Here is an 18,072-nt window from a genome sequence, read left to right on the forward strand (position 1 = left end):
ACAAAACCTCAGGCGTCGATGCGGGGATCGAGAGAGCCGTTGGCGTAGCGCTTGGCCATCTCGGCGACCGAGATCGGGCGGATCTTCGAGCCCTGGCCGGCCGTGTTGAACTCCTCGAAGCGCTGCTTGCACAGCTTGGTCATCGCCTCCATGGCGGGCTTCAGGTACTTGCGCGGATCGAACTCTTCCGGGGTCTCGGTGAGGACGCGGCGGATCTGGCCGGTCATCGCCATGCGGTTGTCGGTGTCGATGTTGATCTTGCGCACGCCGTGCTTGATGCCGCGCTGAATCTCTTCCACCGGCACGCCCCAGGTCGGCTTCATCTGGCCGCCGAACTTGTTGATGATGTCCTGCAGCTCCTGCGGCACCGAGGACGAGCCGTGCATGACGAGGTGGGTCGTCGGCAGGCGGCGGTGGATCTCCTCGATCACGTTCATGGCGAGCACGTCGCCGTCGGGCTGGCGGGTGAACTTGTAGGCACCATGGCTGGTGCCCATGGCGACCGCGAGCGCATCGACCTTGGTCTCGCGCACGAACTTCACCGCCTCGTCCGGATCGGTCAGGAGCTGGTCGTGGGACAGCTCGCCCTCGGCGCCGTGGCCGTCCTCGGCCTCGCCCGTGCCGCTCTCCAGCGAGCCCAGCACGCCGAGCTCACCCTCGACCGAGACGCCGGCCCAGTGGGCCATCTTGGTGACGTTGCGGGTGATCTCGACGTTGTAATTGTAGTCGGCCGGGGTCTTGCCGTCGGCCTTGAGCGAGCCGTCCATCATCACCGAGGTGAAGCCGTACTGGATCGCGGTGGCGCAGGTGGCTTCGTTATTGCCGTGGTCGAGATGCATGCACACCGGGATGTGCGGGTAGATCTCGACGAGGCCGTCGATGAGTTTTGCCAGCACCACGTCGTTGGCGTAGGCCCGCGCCCCGCGGCTCGCCTGGAGGATCACCGGCGAATCGGTGGCGTCGGCGGCCGCCATGATGGCGAGCCCCTGCTCCATGTTGTTCAGGTTGAACGCGGGCACGCCGTAGCCGTACTCGGCGGCGTGGTCGAGGAGCTGCCGGAGGGTGATGCGTGCCATGGTCTCGTCTCTGTAGTTGGTAAAGCGGGACTGGTGGCAGCCTTAGCGTGGATGGGGAACGGAGCGAAGGCCCATAGAGGCCTGTCACCCGAAAACCGGGCCGTCACTGCAAGGCTGAACTCTGTGTCGCATGGCGCTTCGGTCGTGCGATCCACCAGAAGATCGCGCCACCGAGCATCCCGTATGTGAACGTTTTTCCCGTGTTGGCGGCGTAGTCGCGCCAGCCGTAGGCTGTTCGCGCACCGTCGAGGTAGATCGATCCGACGGCGTCGGCGAACGAGAATCGGCTCTCCGGCGCCGGACCCATCAGGTCACGTAGCCCGATCCAGATATCGATCGGTATGGCGGCCAGACCACCGGTCAGCAGACACGCGATAAGCAGCGCAGGGGAGTCACGATGAACTCGCCCAGCGAGGATCGCGTAGATAAGCCCGCCGACGAAGATGGCCGGAACGATGCGCGTCAGCCCCGCCGTCATCCAGAATGCGAACAGGACAACGAACCGACCGAACGGCATGTCGCTGTGATGCCGAATGGGCAGCAGGAACAGACTGACGAACAGGGCGGTCGGAACCAGGGCGGCGACGAGCAAGGCGATGGCGACGCGCTTCCGCGACGGCTTGGCCCAGAGGGGCTCGGCCGCCGCTTCGATCACTTGCGCCGTCATCGCCCGACCACGCCTCAGCCCTTGCCTCAGCCCTTCGCCCGCAGCGCCTCGACGCCGGGCAGCTCCTTGCCTTCCAGCCATTCGAGGAAGGCGCCGCCCGCGGTCGAGACGTAGGAGAACGCCTCGCCCACGCCCGCATGGTTGAGGGCCGCCACCGTATCGCCGCCGCCGGCCACGCTGACGAGCTGACCGGCCTTGGTGCGGGCCGCCGCGTGCTTCGCGACCGCGACCGTGCCGGTGTCGAAGGGCGTCAGCTCGAAGGCGCCGAGCGGACCGTTCCAGACCAGCGTGCGGGCTTCGTCGATGGCGCCGTCGATGGTGGCCATGGAGGCGGCGCCGACATCGAGGATCATCGCATCCGAGGGCACGGCATCGACCGGCACCGTCTCGTTCTCGGCGTTGGCCTTGAACTCGCGCGCCACCAGCGCGTCGGCGGGCAGGATGATGGTGCAGTTCTTCTCCTTGGCCGCCGCCATGATGCGGGTCGCGGTCTCAGAAAGATCCTTCTCGCACAGCGACTTGCCGACATCTTTCCCTTGCGCGTGCAGGAAGGTGTTGGCCATGCCGCCGCCGATCACCAGCATGTCGACCTTGGCGACGAGGTTTTCGAGGAGATCGATCTTGGTCGAGACCTTGGCGCCGCCGACGATGGCGATGACCGGACGCGCGGGAGCTTCGAGCCCCTTGGTGAGCGCGTCGAGTTCGGCCTGCATTAGGCGCCCGGCATAGGCCGGCAGCACGCGGGCGAGGCCCTCGGTCGAGGCGTGCGCGCGGTGGGCCGCCGAAAAGGCTTCGTTGACGTAGAGGTCGCCGTTGGCGGCGAGTGCCTTGGTGAAGTCAGGGTCGTTCTTTTCCTCGCCCGCGTGGTAGCGGGTGTTTTCGAGAAGAAGCACGTCGCCGTCCTTCAGGGTGTTGACGGCGGAGGCAGCAACCTCGCCGATGCAATCCTCGCCGAAGGCGACCGGCTTGCCGACCTTTTCCGAGAGCGTCGCCAGGATGGGCTTGAGCGAATCCTTCGGGTCCAGCTTGCCCTTGGGACGGCCGAAATGGGCGAGCAGGATCACCTTGCCGCCCTGATCGGCGATTTCGCGGATCGTCGGCACCACTCGCTCGATGCGGGTCGCGTCGGTGACGCGGCCGGCTTCCATCGGCACGTTGAGGTCCACGCGCAGGAGCACGCGCTTGCCCTGGAGCGGGCCGGCATCGTCGAGGGTGCGGAAGTCGGGCATGGCGCTCTTACGGGTTGGAGGTCGTCTGCGGCTGGCCGCCGAGGCTCGGCGGGAGCAGCTTGTCGAGGTTCGCCCGCTGCACCGCGACCATCAGGGCGACGGTGAGCACGGCGGTGATGAGGGCGGTGAGCACCAGGGCGCCGGTGCCGGGCAGCCGGTTGATGCGGTCGGCCATGCCGCGGACTTCGCTGCGCAGAGAGGCGAGATCGGCCTGACGCGCGGCCTCGTTCATGCGGGAGGACGCGTTCTCGACCTTGTCCTCGACGCGCGAGAGCAGCGCCTCGGAGCGGGCGTACTTGTCCTCGATCCGCGCCGCCTTGTCCTCGATGCGGGCGAGCTGGTCGGAATGGTTGACCGGCGCGGCGGGCCCTTCCGCCTTGGCGAGCGAGGGCGCCGGGGCAGGCGCGGGCGCCGCAGAGACCGGCGGGGTGGTCGGGATGAAGTCGGTCCCGGACGACTTGGTCGGCGAGGTCTCGGTCATCGCGTGCACACCGTTTTTTCTGAAGGGAGGCGCAAGGCCCCGTTCATGCGTGAGGCGGCCAGCAAGCCGGCCGCCTCGTTCAGGCTGATCTAGGCGATCAGATCAGCTTGGCCATGGCCACCGCGGTGTCGGCCATGCGGTTCGAGAAGCCCCACTCGTTGTCGTACCACGACAGGATGCGCACGAAGGTGCCGTCCATGACCTTGGTCTGGTCGAGGTGGAACGTGGACGAGTGCGGATCGTGGTTGAAGTCGATCGACACGTTCGGCCGGTCGGTGACGCCGAGCACGCCCTTGAGCGGGCCGGCCGCCGCCGCCTTGATCGCGTCGTTGATCTCCTGAACCGAGGTCGCGCGCTTGGCGGTGAAGACGAGATCGACCGCCGAGACGTTCGGGGTCGGCACGCGGATCGCGGTGCCGTCGAGCTTGCCCTTCAGCTCCGGCAGGACGAGGCCGACGGCCTTGGCCGCACCCGTCGAGGTCGGGATCATGGACAGAGCCGCGGCGCGGGCCCGGTACAGATCCTTGTGCATCTGGTCGAGCGAGGGCTGGTCGTTGGTGTAGGAGTGGATCGTCGTCATGAAGCCGCGCTCGATGCCGACGGTCTCGTTGAGCACCTTGGCGACCGGAGCGAGACAGTTCGTGGTGCAGGAGGCGTTCGACACCACGAGATGGTCGGCGGTGAGCCCGTCGTGGTTGACGCCGTAGACGACCGTGAGGTCGGCGCCGTCGGCAGGCGCCGAGACGAGGACGCGCTTGGCGCCCGCGTCGAGATGGGCCTTGGCCTTGTCCTTCGAGGTGAAGATGCCGGTGCATTCCAGCGCGACATCGACGCCGAGGTCGCGGTGGGGCAGCTCGGCCGGGTTGCGCACGGCGGTGACGCGGATGTGCTTGCCGTTGATCACGATGGCGTCGCCCTCGACGGCGACTTCGGCCGGAAAGCGGCCGTGGACGGAATCGTAGCGCAGCAGGTGGGCGTTGGTCTCGACCGGCCCGAGATCGTTGATCGCCACGACCTCGATGTCGGTGCGGCCGGCCTCGACGATGGCGCGCAGCACGTTGCGGCCGATGCGGCCGAAGCCGTTGATGGCAACCTTGACGGTCACGGCGTGACTCCTTGGTTCTGAGGCGCGCCTTCGCGCCGACGGGGAAGCGGGGATGCGGCGCGAGAAGACCGCGCGGACGAGTGCCGGACCGGTCCAAGCGGGGCCGCACTGAACCTGGGATGAACCGCGACGCGACCCGCGCTCGTCCGGACGGCGGACGGTCTGCGCGGGGAGCCGGAGAGAGGCAAGGTCGGGTTTCCGGTGGGCGGCGGCGCGCGGAGGGCGCGCGAGGGGCCGGGCGCGGGCTCTCTAACATGGCCGTGGGGGCTGTCAAAGATCGTGGGTGCACCTGCGAACAGGCTGGAATTTCGAATGCGCTTGGCTGAAACTTTTTCGGATTTCTCCGGGCGGGCCCTCGCTCGAACTAGTTGAGTGTGCCGTATGTCCGGGTGCGACGGGCGGCACGAGGCGGCGGACGCGGTCGCCGGCATCCGAGGTCCAAGAGGAAGTAGTCCACAGGCATGGCGAAGGCGGGTGACAGAGTGGCGGCGGTGTCGCTGGAAGAGGCGATCGGCCGGCTCGATGCGGCGCTGGCGCTGCTGGAGACCGCAGTGGCGCGGCGGCTCGAGGCGGAGCGCAGCCGCGGTGATCGCGAGACCGAGTTCGCCCTGTTGGAGGAGGACCGGGCGCGGCTCGCCACTGAGCTCGACGCCGCGGGCGCCCGGCTCGCGCGGATGAACGTCACCACCGGCGAGGTCGGGCGCCGCCTCGATCGCGCCATCGAGACCGTCAAGGATGTCCTGTCCGGCCCGTCCGGCTCGTGAGGAAGAACAGCGTCCCATGCCCCATGTCAGCGTCACCATCGCGGGCAAGAGCTACCGGATGGCCTGCGGCGAGGGCGAGGAGCGCCATCTCGAAGCGCTCGCGGGCGATCTCGACAGGCGCGTCGCCGACATGCGCGGGGCCTTCGGCGAGATCGGCGACATGCGCCTGCACGTCATGGCGGCGCTGACGCTCGCCGACGAGTTGCAGGAGGCCCGCCGCCGCATCGGCGAGATGGAACGCGACGCCGCCCGCGAGGCCGGCGAACAGGCCCGCCTCGCCGCGGGCGTCGGCGTGGCCGCCGAGCGCATCGACCGGCTGGCGCGGGCGCTGTCGGGGCATGCGGCGGGCTGAGCGCCCCCGCTTCCCTACGCCTCGACCACGGCTGCGAGCGCCGACTCGATCAGCCCCGAGCGCGTCAGCCCGCGAGACTCGGCGGCCTCATCAGCCAGACGCAGCAATCCCTTGTCGATGGTGATGTTGACCCGCACGCGCTCGCTCGGGATCAGGCGCGGCGTGACGAGGTGGATGTGCGCGCCGCGCGCGTCCGCCATGGCCTCCGCGTCCTGTTCCAGCGCCTGTAGCGAGCGCGGAACCGGCATGGGGTCGCCGTCCGCCCGGAGCGCCGCGAGATGCCCGGACAGGGCCTCGCGCGCCGCCTCGGCGGCTTCCTCGAAGCTGTCGCCGACCGAGATGCAGCCGGGCACATCGGGGAAGGTCACGCCCCAGGTCGAGCCGTCTTCCGGCGGATGGAGAAAGGCGATGTAGGCGGTCATGGTTTGCCGCGTCCCCTGTCGTTCAGCATCGGCGCCTCACAGCCCTGCGGCCTTCCGAATGGACTGCACGGTCTTCGGATGCATGTCCTTGCGCGGATGAGGAACCGTCACCTTTCCGGGCTTCGACGGATGCTTGAAATGGCGATGGCTGCCTGTCGTCGAGTGCCACTGCCAGCCGGCCGCTTCCAGCTCGCGGATGAGGTCCCTCGAATCCATCCGCGGCATGGCTCGTTAGAAAGGTGCTTGCGATCGAAGTGTGTATGACATGCACACCCTGTCAAGCACTCCCTGCCGCAGCGTCGTTACGCCCCGCCGGGCGTCGACCGCGCGTTTTCCCCCTAGCGCCGGAGCCGTGCCGGCTCTACATCTCTCGGGCGGGGCTGCAGGGTTCGTCAGGAGAACTTTCCCCGGGGCCTTATCGACTCCCTAGGGAGCTGTTCCTGGCCTCGTCCGTGGACTTGGCCAACACGGCGCCCACCTACTCTGTAGGTTTCCCGGGATCGACACTCCGACGGCTCAGGTGGCTCCGCACTCTTCCCCCCTTCGCGCCCACAAGGCGCAACTCCGCGCCGAGGTTCTGGCCCGGCGCGACGCGCTCTCGCCTGAGGCCCGCGCCGCCGGCGCGCAGGCCGTCGCCGAGACGATCGTCCAAAAAATTCCCGAACTGGCCGAGGCGCCGCTCGTCGGCGCGTTCTGGCCGATCCGCAGCGAGATCGATCCGCGCCCGCTGATCGAGCGGCTCTTTGCCCGCGGCCAGCGCGTGGCGCTGCCGAAGGTGACGAAGGAGGGCCTCGTCTTCCGCGAGTGGCGGGCCGGCGAGGCGCTGGTTCAGGGCCGCTTCGGCCTGTCGGAGCCGCGCGACGACCTGCCCCCGCTCGATCCGACCGCCCTGATCGTGCCGCTCGCCGCCTTCGACCGGGCCGGCCAGCGCATCGGCTACGGCGCGGGCTACTACGATCAGGCGATCGAGCGGCTGTCGCGGAACGGCCCGGTGCTGACCGTCGGCATCGCCTTCTCGGTGCAGGAGATTCCGGAAGTCCCGGCCGAGCCGCACGACCGGCCCCTCGACCACATGGTCACCGAGGCAGGCCGCGTGCCGCTGCGACAGAGCTAGACGCATGCGCATCCTCTTCCTCGGCGACATCGTCGGACGCCCCGGCCGCCACGCAGTTGCGGAGCGCCTGCCCCGCCTGCGCGAGCGCTGGCGGCTCGATTGCGTCGTCATCAACGGCGAGAACGCGGCGGGGGGCTTCGGCATCACCGAGTCGATCTGCGACGAGATTCTTCAAGCCGGCGCCGACGCGGTGACGCTCGGCAACCACTCCTTCGACCAGCGCGAGGCGCTCGTCTTCATCGCCCGCCAGCCCCGGCTGATCCGGCCCGCGAACTACCCGCCGGGCACGCCGGGCCGGGGCGCCACGGTGATCGAGACGGCCCGCGGCGCCCGCGTCCTCGTCGTCAACGTGATGGGCCGCATCTATCTCGACCCGCTCGACGACCCCTTCGCCGCGGCCGACCGCGAGTTGGAGGCCTGCCCGCTGGGCGCGGCGGCCGACGCCGTGATCGTCGACATGCATGCCGAGGCCACCAGCGAGAAGCAGGCGATGGGCCACTTCCTCGACGGGCGCGCGAGCCTCGTCGTCGGCACCCACACCCACGCGCCGACCGCCGACCACCGCGTCCTGCCCCACGGCACCGCCTACCTCTCCGACGCCGGCATGTGCGGCGACTACGATTCGGTCCTCGGCATGCAGAAGGAGGAGCCGGTGCGCCGCTTCCTCCAGAAGACGCCGGGCTCGCGGTTAGAGGCCGCCACCGGCCCCGGCACGCTCTGCGGCGTCGCCGTCGAGACCGACGATTCCACCGGGCTCGCGAAAAGGGTCTGGGCGGTTCGGCTCGGGCCGCATCTGGAGGAGAGTTGGCCGCGGGAGTGGGATTAGTGCCGAATGTGTCGGCGCATCTTCTGATCGTCCTCGGCCTCACGCTCTCGGCAACGAGCCCGTCGCTTGGTCAGGAGCATGCCTCCGCGCAAGCCCCCTTCGACGCCGGCGTCAGGGGCGCTACGGCAGAGGTTTCCTTCACAGTCCCATCGAAGGCTCGATATTCGTTCTATCTCGATCTCTACTTTCAGGATGGCGATGCACGCGATCCGGATCGCCGGGAGGATCGTGCCCGTGTCGGAGCCCTGGCCGGAAGCGGTGCCTACGACAGCAACACGATGCGCCGCCGCGACAACGGCGTGCCGATCCCGGTGCGCTTGACCGTGACCAGAATCGGTGGCGCGGATCGGGACATCGTTTTCTCCGAAGTGTTTCGCGAGCATGTCAGAGAAGGTTTCACGGCGAATTACTTTTCGAAATTGATCGTGCGCCGCGAACTCACCGAGGGCCGGTATCGAGCGAAGATCGAAGCCTTGGAAGACGTGCCATCGTTGCGGACGACACCGATCCGCTTCGACGTCCATGTCGCCTTCGATCGATCGTGAGGTGTCTCGGCTGAAAGCGAGCTGAGCGCTGCGGAACCCCGCCCGCCTTCCGACTTGATCGCGCACGGCCAAGTCGCCAGAGTGCCGCCGCTGATCCCCCGCGCGGTGCCCTCCTCCCGGCGCGGCCGCAAACACGAGCTTGGACCCGATGGCGGCCCGTCCCGCGTCTTCCCCAGACAGCCCGCCGCTCGCCAAGCCCGGCATGACCATCGTGCGGATGCTGGTCTTCCTCGTGCTGGTCGGCTTCCTCGCCTTCGTGCTCTATCGGCAGATCACCCCGGCGTTCCTGGCCAATCCCGGCCTCAATGGGCTGATCCTCGGCGTGCTCTTGATCGCGGTGCTGCTCGCCTTCGGGCAGGTGACGCGGCTGTTTCGCGAGACGCGCTACGTCAACGCGCTCGCGGCGGGCGAGAAGCCGAAGGACAAGCCGGTGCTGCTGGCCCCCCTGGTGCCGGCGCTCGAAGCGCGCCGCGAGGGCGTGACGCTGACGGGCACCCGCGCGCTGCTCGATACCACCGCGGCGCGGCTCGACGAGGGCCGCGAGATCCTGCGCTACAGCGCCGGCATCCTCATTCTGCTGGGCCTGCTCGGCACGTTCTGGGGCCTGATCGAGACGCTGTCGGCGGTGGGCTCGGTGATCGGCGGGATGCGCGGCGGGGGGGACGCCGCGGTGATGTTCGACGAGTTGAAGAGCGGGCTCGCGGTGCCGCTGTCGGGCATCGGTCTGGCCTTCTCGGCCTCGCTGTTCGGCCTCGCCTCCTCGCTGGTGATCGGCTTCCTCGATCTCCAGGCGGGGCAGGCGCAGGCGCGCTTCCACAACGAGCTGGAGGATTGGCTGATCTCCGGCGAGGAGCAGGCGCCGGTCTCCGCCGCGCGGCCCGCGCCCGAGCACGATCCGGCGGTGGCCCGCGAACTTCAGGCGGCGGTCGAGCGCCTGAGCGGCGTCATCGCCGAGGGCGGCGGCGGGCGGGCCGCGACCCAGGCGATGACCAACCTCGCCGAGGGCATCCAGGGCCTCGTCCAGCACATGCGCGCCGAGCAGCAGATGATCCGCGACTGGGTCGAGGCCCAGGCCGCCCGCGAGCGCGAGCTGAAGCAGGTGCTGGATCGTTTGGCCGCCCGCGAGAAGACCCCGTAATGGCGTCCCGGCGCGTCCGCGCGCATCGCGGGCTCAACGTCTGGCCGGGCTACGTCGATGCCCTGGCGACCCTGCTGCTCGCCGTGGTGTTCCTGCTCACCGTGTTCGTGGTCGGGCAGTTCTTCCTGTCGCAGGAACTGACCGGGCGCGATGCGGTGCTCACCCGCCTCAACCGCCAGATCGCCGACCTCACCGACCTCCTGGCGCTGGAGCGCTCGAACCGGCGCGCCCAGGAAGAGGCGGTGGCCGGCATGCGCAACACGCTGACGGCGACGGAAGCCGAGCGCGACCGGCTCCAGGCGCTGGCGGACGCCGCCACGGCCTCGCAGGGCAAGACCGCCGACGTGGACGCGCAGCTCGCCGCCGAGCGCGGCGCCACGGCCCGCGCGCAGAATCAGGTCGAATTGCTCAACGAGCAGATCCGGGCCCTGCGCCGCCAGCTCGCCGCCCTGGAAGACGCGCTGTCGGCCTCGGAATCGCGCGACCGCGAGAGTCAGGCCCGCATCGCCGAACTCGGCAGCCGGCTCAACGTGGCGCTGGCGCAGCGGGTGCAGGAACTCGCCCGCTACCGCTCGGACTTCTTCGGGCGGCTGCGCCAGATCATCGGCTCACGCTCGGACATCCGCATCGTCGGCGACCGCTTCGTGCTGCAATCCGAGGTGCTGTTCGCGGCGGGCTCGGCCGCGCTCAAGCCCGAGGCCGGGCCGGAGATCGACCGGATCGCGGGCGCGATCCTCGACATCTCGAAGGAGATTCCCGCCGACATCCCCTGGGTGCTGCGGGTCGACGGCCACACCGACGCGCGGCCGATCCAGTCGCCGCAATTCCCCTCGAACTGGGCGCTCTCTGCGGCCCGCGCCATCGCCGTGGTGCAGTACCTGCGCACCAAGGGCATCCCGCCCCAGCGCCTGCTCGCGGGCGCCTTCGGCGAGTTCCAGCCGCTCGATTCGGGCACGAGCGAGGAGGCGTATTCGCGCAACCGCCGCATCGAGATGAAGCTGACGGAGCGGTGAGTCCGCTCCGAGTCGAGCCTGTCGGACCGGCCGATCCATTCAAATCCCCTCATCCTGAGGTGGGGAGCGAAGCGTAGCCTCGAAGGAGGGCTCCAGGGATCGCGCGCGAACTGGAGCCCTCCTTCGAGGCTGCTTCGCAGCACCTCAGGATGAGGGGGATGGGTGGGAAAATCGGCTCGCCTCACCATGACAGGGGTGAGCCGGACACCGAAAAGAAATCAGCGCATCCGGCGCCAAGTCTGGCGCTTGCAGATGACGCTCAGCACGCAGCCCGCGACCTCGACGGTGTCCGGGCCCTTCGGCGTCAGGCTGCCCGAATAGGTCTTGCCGTCCTTCGGGTTGTAGAGGCTGCCCTCGAACCCCTCCCCGCTCGGGGTGCCGGCCTGCATGATCTGCACGCCGACGAGCTTGCGCGAGCGCAGGGAAGCGTCGGGGTTCTGACTGTCGAGGCCGGGGCCGGGGGTGGCCGCGATGGTGCCGCAATAGCCGGCGCCGCAGCGGGCGATGCGGACGGTCGAGCCCGCCGTCTCGGTCTGCCACACGCCGGAGAGGTCGCCAGCCTTCTGGGCGAGGGCGGGGCCGCCGAGCGTGCCGAACAGGAGCGCGGCGAGCGCGGCGCGGCGGCGGGGTGAGGCGAGCGCGACCATGCGGACAACAACTCCGGATGAGGCCGCTTGCGGCGGCCGGGGCGGCAGCGGTATGGCCGCCGCGATCCCGGCGCAAGCGGCTCCCTCGCGCGATTTTTTAAGGGGCGCCGCCTTGACTTCGCCGCCTTGGGCCGTCTCAAGCGGCGTCAAACGCCCGCCATGCGGGCCGGCCGCGCGGCGGGGGGACGGAACGGATGCAGGTCATCGACACGGAGATTCCGGCGGTCAAGCGGGTGGTCCCGAAGCGCCACGGCGACGACCGCGGCTGGTTCTCCGAGACCTTCCGGGCGGACGTGCTGGCGCGTGCCGGCATCGCCAACGCGTTCATCCAGGACAACCAGTCGTTCTCGGCGCCCCAGGGCACCGTGCGCGGCCTGCACTTCCAGACGGCGCCGGCCGCGCAGGCCAAGCTGATCCGGGTGCTCGCGGGCGCGATCCTGGATGTGGCCGTCGATCTCCGCTCCGACTCGCCGAGCTACGGCAAACACGTCGCCGTGCGCCTCGATGCCGAGGGCGGCGAGCAGCTGTTCGTGCCGGCCGGCTTCGCCCACGGGTTCTGCACGCTGGAGCCGAACACGATGGTGGCCTACAAGGTCGACGCCTATTACAGCCCCGAGAACGACCGCAACCTGCGCTGGAACGATCCCGCCATCGGCATCGACTGGCCGGTGACCGAGTCCGAGGCGACGGTGTCGGGCAAGGACAGGACGGCGCCGCTGCTGGCCGATCTCGGCCGCGTGTTCTGATCGCGCCGCCCGCTGACTGAACGAAATCGACGGAGAGACCTCGCGATGCGCATTCTGGTGACCGGCGGCTGCGGCTTCATCGGCTCCGCGCTGGTGCTGCACCTCGTGCAGGACCTCGGCCACGAGGTGCTGACCCTCGACGCGCTGACCTATGCGGCGAACCCCATCTCGCTCGAGCCCCTGAAGGACGACCCGCGCCATCGGCTCGAACAGGCCGACATCTGCGACCCGGCCCGCGTCCACGCCCTCTACGCCGACTTCAAGCCCGATGCCGTGATGCATCTGGCCGCCGAGAGCCACGTCGATCGCTCGATCACCGATCCGGGCGCCTTCGTGCGCACCAACGTCATCGGCACCCAGGTGATGCTCGACGGCGCGCGCACCCACTGGGAGAGCCTGGAGGGCGAGGCGAAGCGGAACTTCCGCTTCCTCCACGTCTCCACCGACGAGGTCTACGGCTCGCTGCCGCCCGATGGGTTCTTCACGGAAGAGAGCCGGTACGATCCGCGCTCGCCCTACTCCGCTTCGAAGGCGGCCTCCGACCATCTGGCGCGGGCGTGGCACGAGACCTACGGCCTGCCGGTGCTGGTGACGAACTGCTCGAACAATTACGGGCCGCGCCACTTCCCGGAAAAACTGATCCCGCTGATGATCCTGGCCGCGCTCGACGGCAAGAACCTCCCGGTCTACGGCGACGGCATGAACGAGCGCGACTGGATCCACGTCGAGGATCACGCTCGCGGCCTCGTCGCGGTGCTGGAGCGGGGGCGGCTCGGCGAGACCTACCTGCTCGGCGGACGCTCGGTGCGCAACAACCTCGCCGTGGTCAAGGCGCTCTGCGCCGCCTTCGACCGGGTCCGCCCCGAGCACGGCCCGCACGAGCGGCTGATCACCTTCGTTGCCGACCGCCCCGGCCATGATCGGCGCTACGCCATCGACCCGTCGAAGGCGGAAGCCGAAGTGGGTTGGGCACCCACCAAGGTGTTCGAGGAGGCGCTGGTCGAGACCGTGCAATGGTATCTCGACAACGAGTCGTGGTGGCGCCCGATCCGCGAGGGCCGCTATTCCGGCGAGCGCCTCGGCCTCGCGAAGTCGACCGCCTGATGGACATCCTCATCCTCGGCGGCGCCGGGCAGGTCGGCACCGAGCTGCAGGCCTATCCCTGGCCGGACGGCGTGCGGGTGCATGCCCCCGACCGCCAAAACCTCGACATCACCGACGAGGCGGCGATTGCCGCCGCGCTCGACGCCCGCGCCTACGCGGCGGTGATCGTGCCGGCTGCCTACACCGCGGTCGACAAGGCCGAGAGCGAGGTCGCGGCCGCGTGGCGGCTGAACGCGCTGGCGCCCGCGATCCTCGCCGCCGAGACCAAGCGGCGGGGCATCCCGCTCGTCCACGTCTCGACCGATTACGTGTTCGAGGGCACAGGCGAGGGTTTCTACGCCCCCGACGCCCCCGTGAACCCGACCAGCGTCTACGGCGCCAGCAAGGCCGCGGGCGAGATGGCGGTGCGCACCGGCAACCCGCGCCACGTCATCGTCCGCACCGCCTGGGTGGTCAGCCCGCACCGGGGCAACTTCGTCAAGACGATGCTGCGGCTCTCGGCCGAGCGCGATGGGCTGACGGTGGTGGACGACCAGCACGGCTGCCCGACCTCCGCCGCCGACCTCGCAGGCGCGCTCGCCGTGATCGCCCTGCGGCTGGCGCAGGACGCGGCGGCGCCGACCGGCACCTTCCACTTCGTCAACGACGGCGCCACCACGTGGTGCGGCTTCGCCCGCGCCATCGTCGAGGGCTCGGCCCGACGCGGCGGGCGCAGCATCCCGGTCGAGGGCATCCCGACCTCCGCCTACCCGACGCCGGCCCGGCGCCCGGCCAATTCGCGGCTCTCGACGCAGAGCCTCACCGACGCCTACGGGATCGCGCCGCGCCCCTGGACGGCGGCGCTCGACGACATCCTCGACCGTCTGGTCGGGCCGGCGCATTGAACGAATAGGGTTATTCCGATGAAGGGCATCGTGCTCGCCGGCGGCTCCGGCACCCGGCTCCATCCGGCCACGCTGGCGATCAACAAGCAGCTGCTGCCGGTCTACGACAAGCCGATGATCTACTATCCGATCTCGGTGCTGATGCTCGCCGGCATCCGCGAGATCCTGATCATCTCCTCGCCCGAACACCTCGGCAACTACCAGCGCCTGCTCGGCACCGGCGAGCAGTTCGGCGTCACCTTCACCTACGCGGTCCAGCCGCGGCCGGAGGGACTGGCCCAGGCCTTCATCATCGGCCGCGATTTCGTCGGCACCGACGACGTGGCGCTGGTGCTCGGCGACAACCTGTTCTTCGGCAACGGCATGAGCGCGCTGCTGGAGCGGGCGCGCGTGCGGAAGTCCGGCGCCACGGTGTTCGCCTACCACGTCGATCACCCGGAGGCCTACGGCGTCGTCACGCTGGACGGCGAGGGCCGCCCGGTGCGCCTCGTGGAGAAGCCCAAGACCCCCGAGAGCCCGTGGGCGGTCACCGGCCTGTACTTCTATGACAACCAAGTGCTCGACATCGCCGCCGAGGTGAAGCCCTCCGAGCGCGGCGAGCTGGAGATCACGAGCGTCAACCAAGCCTATCTGGAGCGCGGCCAGCTCCACGTGGAGCGGATGAGCCGCGGCTACGCGTGGCTCGACACCGGCACCCACGACAGCCTGCTGGAGGCCGCCGAGTTCGTCCGCGTGCTCCAACACCGCCAGGGCCTCCAGGTCGCCTGCCTCGAAGAGATCGCCTATCTCCAGGGCTTCATCGGCAAGGAACAGCTCCAGGCCCGCGGCGAGCTTTTTGCGAAGACCCATTACGGCCAGAACCTGCTGCGCCTCGCCCGCGAGGGTCGGCGGGTGGATCAGGCATTCTGATTTCTCTCGTCGTAGCGCTCCTCCACCCCTCATCCTACCCAATCCCCTCATCCTGAGGTGGCCGCGTCAGCGGCCCTCGAAGGAGGGCTCCAGCGGATCGCGCGATCCCTGGAGCCCTCCTTCGAGGCCTCCGCTGCGCTCCGGCACCTCAGGATGAGGGAGTGGGTGGGAGAGGCCGGCAGCGAAGGGCCGCACCCCACAAGCCTTTCGCCGCAGCCCGCGCAACCGGCCCTCCGCGCGCCATATCCCCGGCATGGCCGCCCCCGCGCTCCTCGACATCGACCGCATCTTCCTCGAACCGGCGGTCGCGGATTATCCCCGCGGCCGAGAAATCCTGGCGCGCTTCCCCGAGGCGGAGCGCATCGAAGTCCCCTCGCACTGGAACATCCCCTCGCTCCACGGCAACGCCGGCTCGGTCGAGGATTGGGTGCGGATCAAGCGCTCGACGCTTGTGCTGGGAGTCAAGAAGGGGCTCGCGATGCGCCCCAACGGGCGCTCGGCCCACTTCATCGCCCCGTCGATCTCCAACGGCTGCGCCATGGCCTGCGCCTATTGCTACGTGCCGCGGCGCAAGGGATTCTCGAATCCGATCTCGCTGTTCGTGAACGTCGAGGCGGTGGCCGCCGCGATCACCCGGCACGCCGCCAAGCAGGGCCCCCTCCCCCGGCCCGATCAGGTCGACGACACGGCCTGGGTCTACGATCTCGGCGAGAACGGCGACCTCTCGGTCGATGCCGGCGTCTGCGACAACGTCCGCGACCTCGTCGCCCTGTTCCGGGACTTACCCAACGCCAAGGCGTCGTTCGCCACCAAGTGGGTCAACCGCGACCTGCTCGACTACGACCCGCAGGGGCGCACCCGCATCCGCTTCTCGCTGATGCCCGCGAGGATCGCCAGGATCGTCGATGTCCGCACCGCGCCGATCCCCGAGCGCATCGCCGCCATCGACGACTTCCTGGCCGCTGGCTACGAGGTCCACGTCAACTTCTCGCCGGTCATCCTCTACGAGGGCTGGGAGGCGGATTGGGCCGAGCTGTTCACCGAGATCGACGACCGGCTCTCGGACGCGGCCAAGGCCCAGCTCAAATGCGAGATCATCCTGCTGACCCACAACGCGGGTCTGCACGCGGTCAATCTCGGCTGGCACCCCAAGGCCGAGGCGCTGCTGTGGCGCCCCGACATCCAGGAGGCCAAGCGCTCCGAGGGCGGGGGCGACAATCTGCGCTACCGCGCCGGCTGGAAGGGGCAATGGCTGACCCGCTTCCGCGCGTTGCTCGCCGAGAGGCTGCCGTATTGCACGGTACGCTACGCCTTCTGATTCACGGCAAAGGATCGAGCATGAGCGAGCATGAAGGCTACCTGCGCGAGGCGGTCGAGATCGCGCGGGCGAACGTGGCCGAGGGCGGGCGGCCCTACGGCGCCGTCATCGTGCGGGGCGGCGAGGTGGTGGCGCGCGCTGCCAACGGCATCCATGTCAGCCACGACCCCAGCGACCACGCCGAGATGGCGGCACTGCGCGCGGCGAGCCGCAAGCTCGGCACGCCGAAGCTCGACGGCTGCATCGTCTATGCCAGCGGCCAGCCCTGCCCGATGTGCCACGCGGCGATGCGGCTCGCCGGCGTCGAGCGCGGCTACTACGCCTTCACCGCCGTCGAGGCCGAGGCCGAGGGGCTGTTGAGCGCCGGCATCTACGCCGAACTGTGCCGCCCGGCCGAGGAACAGCCGATGCGGGTGAGCCACCTGCCCCTACCGAATGAGGCGAGCCCGCTGCGGGCCTGGGGCGAGCGGCAGCGGGGCGGCTGAGGGAAGCCTGGCGGGAAGGATCACGCCTTCCCGCCGCATGCTCAGTGCGTCCAGGGCGCGGTGCGGTTGAACTTGAAATTGTCCGAGTAGGACAGGCCCTTGCGCAGCACCGGGGGCTTGGCCTCCTCGACCCGGTAGGCGATGCCCTGCGACTGCGCGTAGGCCACCGCCTCCTCGGCGGTGTCGAATTCGAGCCGCACCTGCTGCAGCATGTCGGACGAGCCGGTCCAGCCCATCAGCGGGTCGGTCTCGCGCGGGGCGGTCTGGTCGAACTCCAAGAGCCATTGCTTGGTGCGCGCGAGCCCGGACTGCGACGGGTCCTTGGCGGGGCGGTAGATGCGGGCGCTCGACATCGGACGGTGTACGACTCCGGGAAGGGCATGGTCGGGGCGATAGGATTCGAACCTACGACCCTCTGCTCCCAAAGCAGATGCGCTACCAGACTGCGCTACACCCCGACACCCTGACGGGCCCGATGGAGATACGATCTTAGGCCCGTTCCAGCAAGCGGCGGTGGGACACCAACGGCATTGCCGATGCGTCGTCTTTAGACTACTCTGCGATATGCTGACGGTCCAACGCACTGCCCGCTTCCAAGCCTGGATCGACGGCCTGCGCGACATCCGGGCCGTCGCCCGCATCGCGAAGCGGATCGACCGGCTTGCGCTGGGACAATACGGCGACGTCAAGCCGGTGGGCGACGGCGTGAGCGAGATGCGGATTGATGTCGGCCCCGGCTACCGGGTCTACTTCACACAGTGGGGTCCGGAGATCGTGCTGCTGTTGTGCGGTGGGGACAAGGACTCGCAGGATCGCGACATCCGCACGGCCAAGACCATGGCGAAGGAGCTTTGACGATGCCGCTCGAAACGTTTCCCTACGACAGCGCCGAGCATCTGAAGACGCCCGAGCACATCGCGGCCTATCTCGATGCCGTGCTGGAGGACAACGATCCGGCGTTGCTCGCCCACGCCCTCGGCGTGGTGGCCCGCGCCCGCGGCATGGCGCAGATCGCGCAGGATGCCGGCCGCTCTCGGGAACAGCTCTACCGAACCCTCTCGGACAAGGGCAATCCGCAGCTCGACACGCTGATGAGTGTGTTGAAGGTGCTCGGCCTGAGGCTCAGCGTCCAACCCATTGAGGCGTGACGCCGGTCGCTCGCATGCCGACACGTCGCGGCGCCCGTCGAGCTTGACCGGAGGCACCGCGGTTCCCACCTCGCCGCCACCGAACCCCGCGCAGATGCG

General features: G+C 69.2%; 24 protein-coding genes, 1 tRNA gene and 1 other RNA gene. 16 read left to right on the top strand and 10 right to left on the bottom strand.

All coding sequences use genetic code 11. The annotated features are described in order from the left end of the window. Positions 1-8: 8 nt before the first annotated feature. From fba to gap, 5 genes are all read right to left on the bottom strand, one after another. Complete coding sequence (gene fba / locus AAHG03_RS14315; RefSeq protein WP_342151346.1) at positions 9-1,076, bottom strand: class II fructose-bisphosphate aldolase; 1,068 nt, start codon at positions 1,074-1,076, stop codon at positions 9-11. Positions 1,077-1,179: 103 nt separating this feature from the next. Then, complete coding sequence (locus AAHG03_RS14320) at positions 1,180-1,743, bottom strand: hypothetical protein (RefSeq protein WP_342151347.1); 564 nt, start codon at positions 1,741-1,743, stop codon at positions 1,180-1,182. A gap of 26 nt (positions 1,744-1,769) precedes the next feature. Then, positions 1,770-2,972 (bottom strand): phosphoglycerate kinase, encoded by a 1,203-nt coding sequence (locus AAHG03_RS14325; protein WP_342151348.1) that lies wholly within the window; start codon positions 2,970-2,972, stop codon positions 1,770-1,772. A 7-nt stretch (positions 2,973-2,979) separates the two neighbouring features. Further along, a complete protein-coding gene (locus AAHG03_RS14330) occupies positions 2,980-3,453 on the bottom strand; it encodes a hypothetical protein (RefSeq protein WP_342151349.1) in 474 nt (157 codons plus the stop codon). Positions 3,454-3,550: 97 nt separating this feature from the next. After that, on the bottom strand, positions 3,551-4,558 hold the full coding sequence (gap, locus tag AAHG03_RS14335; RefSeq protein ID WP_342151350.1) for a type I glyceraldehyde-3-phosphate dehydrogenase: 1,008 nt from the start codon (positions 4,556-4,558) through the stop codon (positions 3,551-3,553). A gap of 461 nt (positions 4,559-5,019) precedes the next feature. Between gap and AAHG03_RS14340 the strand changes: the two genes are divergently transcribed. After that, on the top strand, positions 5,020-5,322 hold the full coding sequence (locus AAHG03_RS14340) for a DUF4164 domain-containing protein (protein WP_342151351.1): 303 nt from the start codon (positions 5,020-5,022) through the stop codon (positions 5,320-5,322). 16 nt (positions 5,323-5,338) lie between these two features. After that, positions 5,339-5,674 (top strand): cell division protein ZapA, encoded by a 336-nt coding sequence (locus tag AAHG03_RS14345; protein WP_342151352.1) that lies wholly within the window; start codon positions 5,339-5,341, stop codon positions 5,672-5,674. Positions 5,675-5,688: 14 nt separating this feature from the next. Here AAHG03_RS14345 and AAHG03_RS14350 read toward each other — a convergent pair whose 3' ends face one another. Then, positions 5,689-6,096 (bottom strand): type II toxin-antitoxin system HicB family antitoxin, encoded by a 408-nt coding sequence (locus AAHG03_RS14350; RefSeq protein WP_342151353.1) that lies wholly within the window; start codon positions 6,094-6,096, stop codon positions 5,689-5,691. 36 nt (positions 6,097-6,132) lie between these two features. After that, positions 6,133-6,312, bottom strand: a complete 180-nt coding sequence (locus AAHG03_RS14355; protein WP_342151354.1) for a type II toxin-antitoxin system HicA family toxin — start codon at positions 6,310-6,312, stop codon at positions 6,133-6,135. A gap of 158 nt (positions 6,313-6,470) precedes the next feature. Between AAHG03_RS14355 and ssrS the strand changes: the two genes are divergently transcribed. The 6 genes from ssrS (at position 6,471) to AAHG03_RS14385 (ending at position 10,732) form a co-directional block, all read left to right on the top strand. Next, positions 6,471-6,627, top strand: a non-coding RNA gene (gene ssrS, locus AAHG03_RS14360) — 6S RNA. Next, positions 6,617-7,210 (top strand): 5-formyltetrahydrofolate cyclo-ligase, encoded by a 594-nt coding sequence (locus AAHG03_RS14365; protein ID WP_342151355.1) that lies wholly within the window; start codon positions 6,617-6,619, stop codon positions 7,208-7,210. The genes ssrS and AAHG03_RS14365 overlap by 11 nt, the downstream gene beginning before the upstream one ends. Before the next feature lie 4 nt (positions 7,211-7,214). Then, on the top strand, positions 7,215-8,036 hold the full coding sequence (locus AAHG03_RS14370; RefSeq protein ID WP_342151356.1) for a TIGR00282 family metallophosphoesterase: 822 nt from the start codon (positions 7,215-7,217) through the stop codon (positions 8,034-8,036). Continuing rightward, a complete protein-coding gene (locus tag AAHG03_RS14375; protein ID WP_342151357.1) occupies positions 8,036-8,581 on the top strand; it encodes a DUF5625 family protein in 546 nt (181 codons plus the stop codon). Before AAHG03_RS14370 ends, AAHG03_RS14375 begins: the two co-directional genes overlap by 1 nt. A gap of 148 nt (positions 8,582-8,729) precedes the next feature. Further along, a complete protein-coding gene (locus AAHG03_RS14380) occupies positions 8,730-9,719 on the top strand; it encodes a flagellar motor protein MotA (RefSeq protein ID WP_342151358.1) in 990 nt (329 codons plus the stop codon). Further along, complete coding sequence (locus AAHG03_RS14385; protein ID WP_342151359.1) at positions 9,719-10,732, top strand: peptidoglycan -binding protein; 1,014 nt, start codon at positions 9,719-9,721, stop codon at positions 10,730-10,732. The genes AAHG03_RS14380 and AAHG03_RS14385 overlap by 1 nt, the downstream gene beginning before the upstream one ends. Positions 10,733-10,950: 218 nt before the next feature. Here the strand turns inward: AAHG03_RS14385 and AAHG03_RS14390 are convergent, their stop codons facing one another. Continuing rightward, a complete protein-coding gene (locus AAHG03_RS14390; RefSeq protein ID WP_342151360.1) occupies positions 10,951-11,379 on the bottom strand; it encodes a DUF2147 domain-containing protein in 429 nt (142 codons plus the stop codon). A 194-nt stretch (positions 11,380-11,573) separates the two neighbouring features. Between AAHG03_RS14390 and rfbC the strand changes: the two genes are divergently transcribed. The 6 genes from rfbC (at position 11,574) to AAHG03_RS14420 (ending at position 16,825) form a co-directional block, all read left to right on the top strand. Then, on the top strand, positions 11,574-12,125 hold the full coding sequence (rfbC, locus tag AAHG03_RS14395; protein WP_342151361.1) for a dTDP-4-dehydrorhamnose 3,5-epimerase: 552 nt from the start codon (positions 11,574-11,576) through the stop codon (positions 12,123-12,125). Between the two features lie 45 nt (positions 12,126-12,170). Then, complete coding sequence (rfbB, locus tag AAHG03_RS14400) at positions 12,171-13,229, top strand: dTDP-glucose 4,6-dehydratase (RefSeq protein ID WP_342151362.1); 1,059 nt, start codon at positions 12,171-12,173, stop codon at positions 13,227-13,229. Then, the gene (rfbD, locus tag AAHG03_RS14405; protein ID WP_342151363.1) at positions 13,229-14,113 is read left to right on the top strand and encodes a dTDP-4-dehydrorhamnose reductase; all 885 of its coding nucleotides are present in this window, start codon (positions 13,229-13,231) and stop codon (positions 14,111-14,113) included. The genes rfbB and rfbD overlap by 1 nt, the downstream gene beginning before the upstream one ends. A gap of 18 nt (positions 14,114-14,131) precedes the next feature. Continuing rightward, positions 14,132-15,022, top strand: coding sequence for a glucose-1-phosphate thymidylyltransferase RfbA (gene rfbA / locus AAHG03_RS14410; RefSeq protein ID WP_342151364.1), 891 nt, complete (start codon positions 14,132-14,134; stop codon positions 15,020-15,022). Between the two features lie 253 nt (positions 15,023-15,275). Continuing rightward, the gene (locus AAHG03_RS14415; RefSeq protein ID WP_342151365.1) at positions 15,276-16,340 is read left to right on the top strand and encodes a spore photoproduct lyase family protein; all 1,065 of its coding nucleotides are present in this window, start codon (positions 15,276-15,278) and stop codon (positions 16,338-16,340) included. Between the two features lie 20 nt (positions 16,341-16,360). After that, positions 16,361-16,825, top strand: a complete 465-nt coding sequence (locus AAHG03_RS14420; protein WP_342151366.1) for a nucleoside deaminase — start codon at positions 16,361-16,363, stop codon at positions 16,823-16,825. A 41-nt stretch (positions 16,826-16,866) separates the two neighbouring features. On the opposite strand, the gene AAHG03_RS14425 is transcribed toward AAHG03_RS14420, so the two are convergent. Both AAHG03_RS14425 and AAHG03_RS14430 read right to left on the bottom strand, forming a co-directional pair. After that, positions 16,867-17,178, bottom strand: coding sequence for an ETC complex I subunit (locus AAHG03_RS14425; RefSeq protein WP_342151367.1), 312 nt, complete (start codon positions 17,176-17,178; stop codon positions 16,867-16,869). A gap of 28 nt (positions 17,179-17,206) precedes the next feature. Continuing rightward, positions 17,207-17,283 (bottom strand) — tRNA-Pro (locus AAHG03_RS14430). 106 nt (positions 17,284-17,389) lie between these two features. Between AAHG03_RS14430 and AAHG03_RS14435 the strand changes: the two genes are divergently transcribed. Together AAHG03_RS14435 and AAHG03_RS14440 are read left to right on the top strand one after the other, a co-directional pair. Next, positions 17,390-17,680, top strand: a complete 291-nt coding sequence (locus AAHG03_RS14435; RefSeq protein WP_342151368.1) for a type II toxin-antitoxin system RelE/ParE family toxin — start codon at positions 17,390-17,392, stop codon at positions 17,678-17,680. A gap of 2 nt (positions 17,681-17,682) precedes the next feature. Beyond that, a complete protein-coding gene (locus AAHG03_RS14440; RefSeq protein ID WP_342151369.1) occupies positions 17,683-17,973 on the top strand; it encodes an addiction module antidote protein in 291 nt (96 codons plus the stop codon). Positions 17,974-18,072: the final 99 nt, after the last annotated feature.

Source organism: Methylorubrum subtropicum, from assembly GCF_038442325.1.
Taxonomy (GTDB): domain Bacteria; phylum Pseudomonadota; class Alphaproteobacteria; order Rhizobiales; family Beijerinckiaceae; genus Methylobacterium; species Methylobacterium subtropicum.

Coding starts and splice junctions, on each gene's coding strand:
- fba (WP_342151346.1), bottom strand. CDS start 1,076: ATGGCACGCATCACCCTCCGGCAGCTCCTCGACCACGCCGCCGAGTAC.
- AAHG03_RS14320 (WP_342151347.1), bottom strand. CDS start 1,743: ATGACGGCGCAAGTGATCGAAGCGGCGGCCGAGCCCCTCTGGGCCAAG.
- AAHG03_RS14325 (WP_342151348.1), bottom strand. CDS start 2,972: ATGCCCGACTTCCGCACCCTCGACGATGCCGGCCCGCTCCAGGGCAAG.
- AAHG03_RS14330 (WP_342151349.1), bottom strand. CDS start 3,453: ATGACCGAGACCTCGCCGACCAAGTCGTCCGGGACCGACTTCATCCCG.
- AAHG03_RS14340 (WP_342151351.1), top strand. CDS start 5,020: ATGGCGAAGGCGGGTGACAGAGTGGCGGCGGTGTCGCTGGAAGAGGCG.
- AAHG03_RS14345 (WP_342151352.1), top strand. CDS start 5,339: ATGCCCCATGTCAGCGTCACCATCGCGGGCAAGAGCTACCGGATGGCC.
- AAHG03_RS14350 (WP_342151353.1), bottom strand. CDS start 6,096: ATGACCGCCTACATCGCCTTTCTCCATCCGCCGGAAGACGGCTCGACC.
- AAHG03_RS14355 (WP_342151354.1), bottom strand. CDS start 6,312: ATGGATTCGAGGGACCTCATCCGCGAGCTGGAAGCGGCCGGCTGGCAG.
- AAHG03_RS14370 (WP_342151356.1), top strand. CDS start 7,215: ATGCGCATCCTCTTCCTCGGCGACATCGTCGGACGCCCCGGCCGCCAC.
- AAHG03_RS14380 (WP_342151358.1), top strand. CDS start 8,730: ATGGCGGCCCGTCCCGCGTCTTCCCCAGACAGCCCGCCGCTCGCCAAG.
- AAHG03_RS14385 (WP_342151359.1), top strand. CDS start 9,719: ATGGCGTCCCGGCGCGTCCGCGCGCATCGCGGGCTCAACGTCTGGCCG.
- AAHG03_RS14390 (WP_342151360.1), bottom strand. CDS start 11,379: ATGGTCGCGCTCGCCTCACCCCGCCGCCGCGCCGCGCTCGCCGCGCTC.
- rfbC (WP_342151361.1), top strand. CDS start 11,574: ATGCAGGTCATCGACACGGAGATTCCGGCGGTCAAGCGGGTGGTCCCG.
- rfbB (WP_342151362.1), top strand. CDS start 12,171: ATGCGCATTCTGGTGACCGGCGGCTGCGGCTTCATCGGCTCCGCGCTG.
- rfbD (WP_342151363.1), top strand. CDS start 13,229: ATGGACATCCTCATCCTCGGCGGCGCCGGGCAGGTCGGCACCGAGCTG.
- rfbA (WP_342151364.1), top strand. CDS start 14,132: ATGAAGGGCATCGTGCTCGCCGGCGGCTCCGGCACCCGGCTCCATCCG.
- AAHG03_RS14415 (WP_342151365.1), top strand. CDS start 15,276: ATGGCCGCCCCCGCGCTCCTCGACATCGACCGCATCTTCCTCGAACCG.
- AAHG03_RS14420 (WP_342151366.1), top strand. CDS start 16,361: ATGAGCGAGCATGAAGGCTACCTGCGCGAGGCGGTCGAGATCGCGCGG.
- AAHG03_RS14425 (WP_342151367.1), bottom strand. CDS start 17,178: ATGTCGAGCGCCCGCATCTACCGCCCCGCCAAGGACCCGTCGCAGTCC.
- AAHG03_RS14435 (WP_342151368.1), top strand. CDS start 17,390: ATGCTGACGGTCCAACGCACTGCCCGCTTCCAAGCCTGGATCGACGGC.
- AAHG03_RS14440 (WP_342151369.1), top strand. CDS start 17,683: ATGCCGCTCGAAACGTTTCCCTACGACAGCGCCGAGCATCTGAAGACG.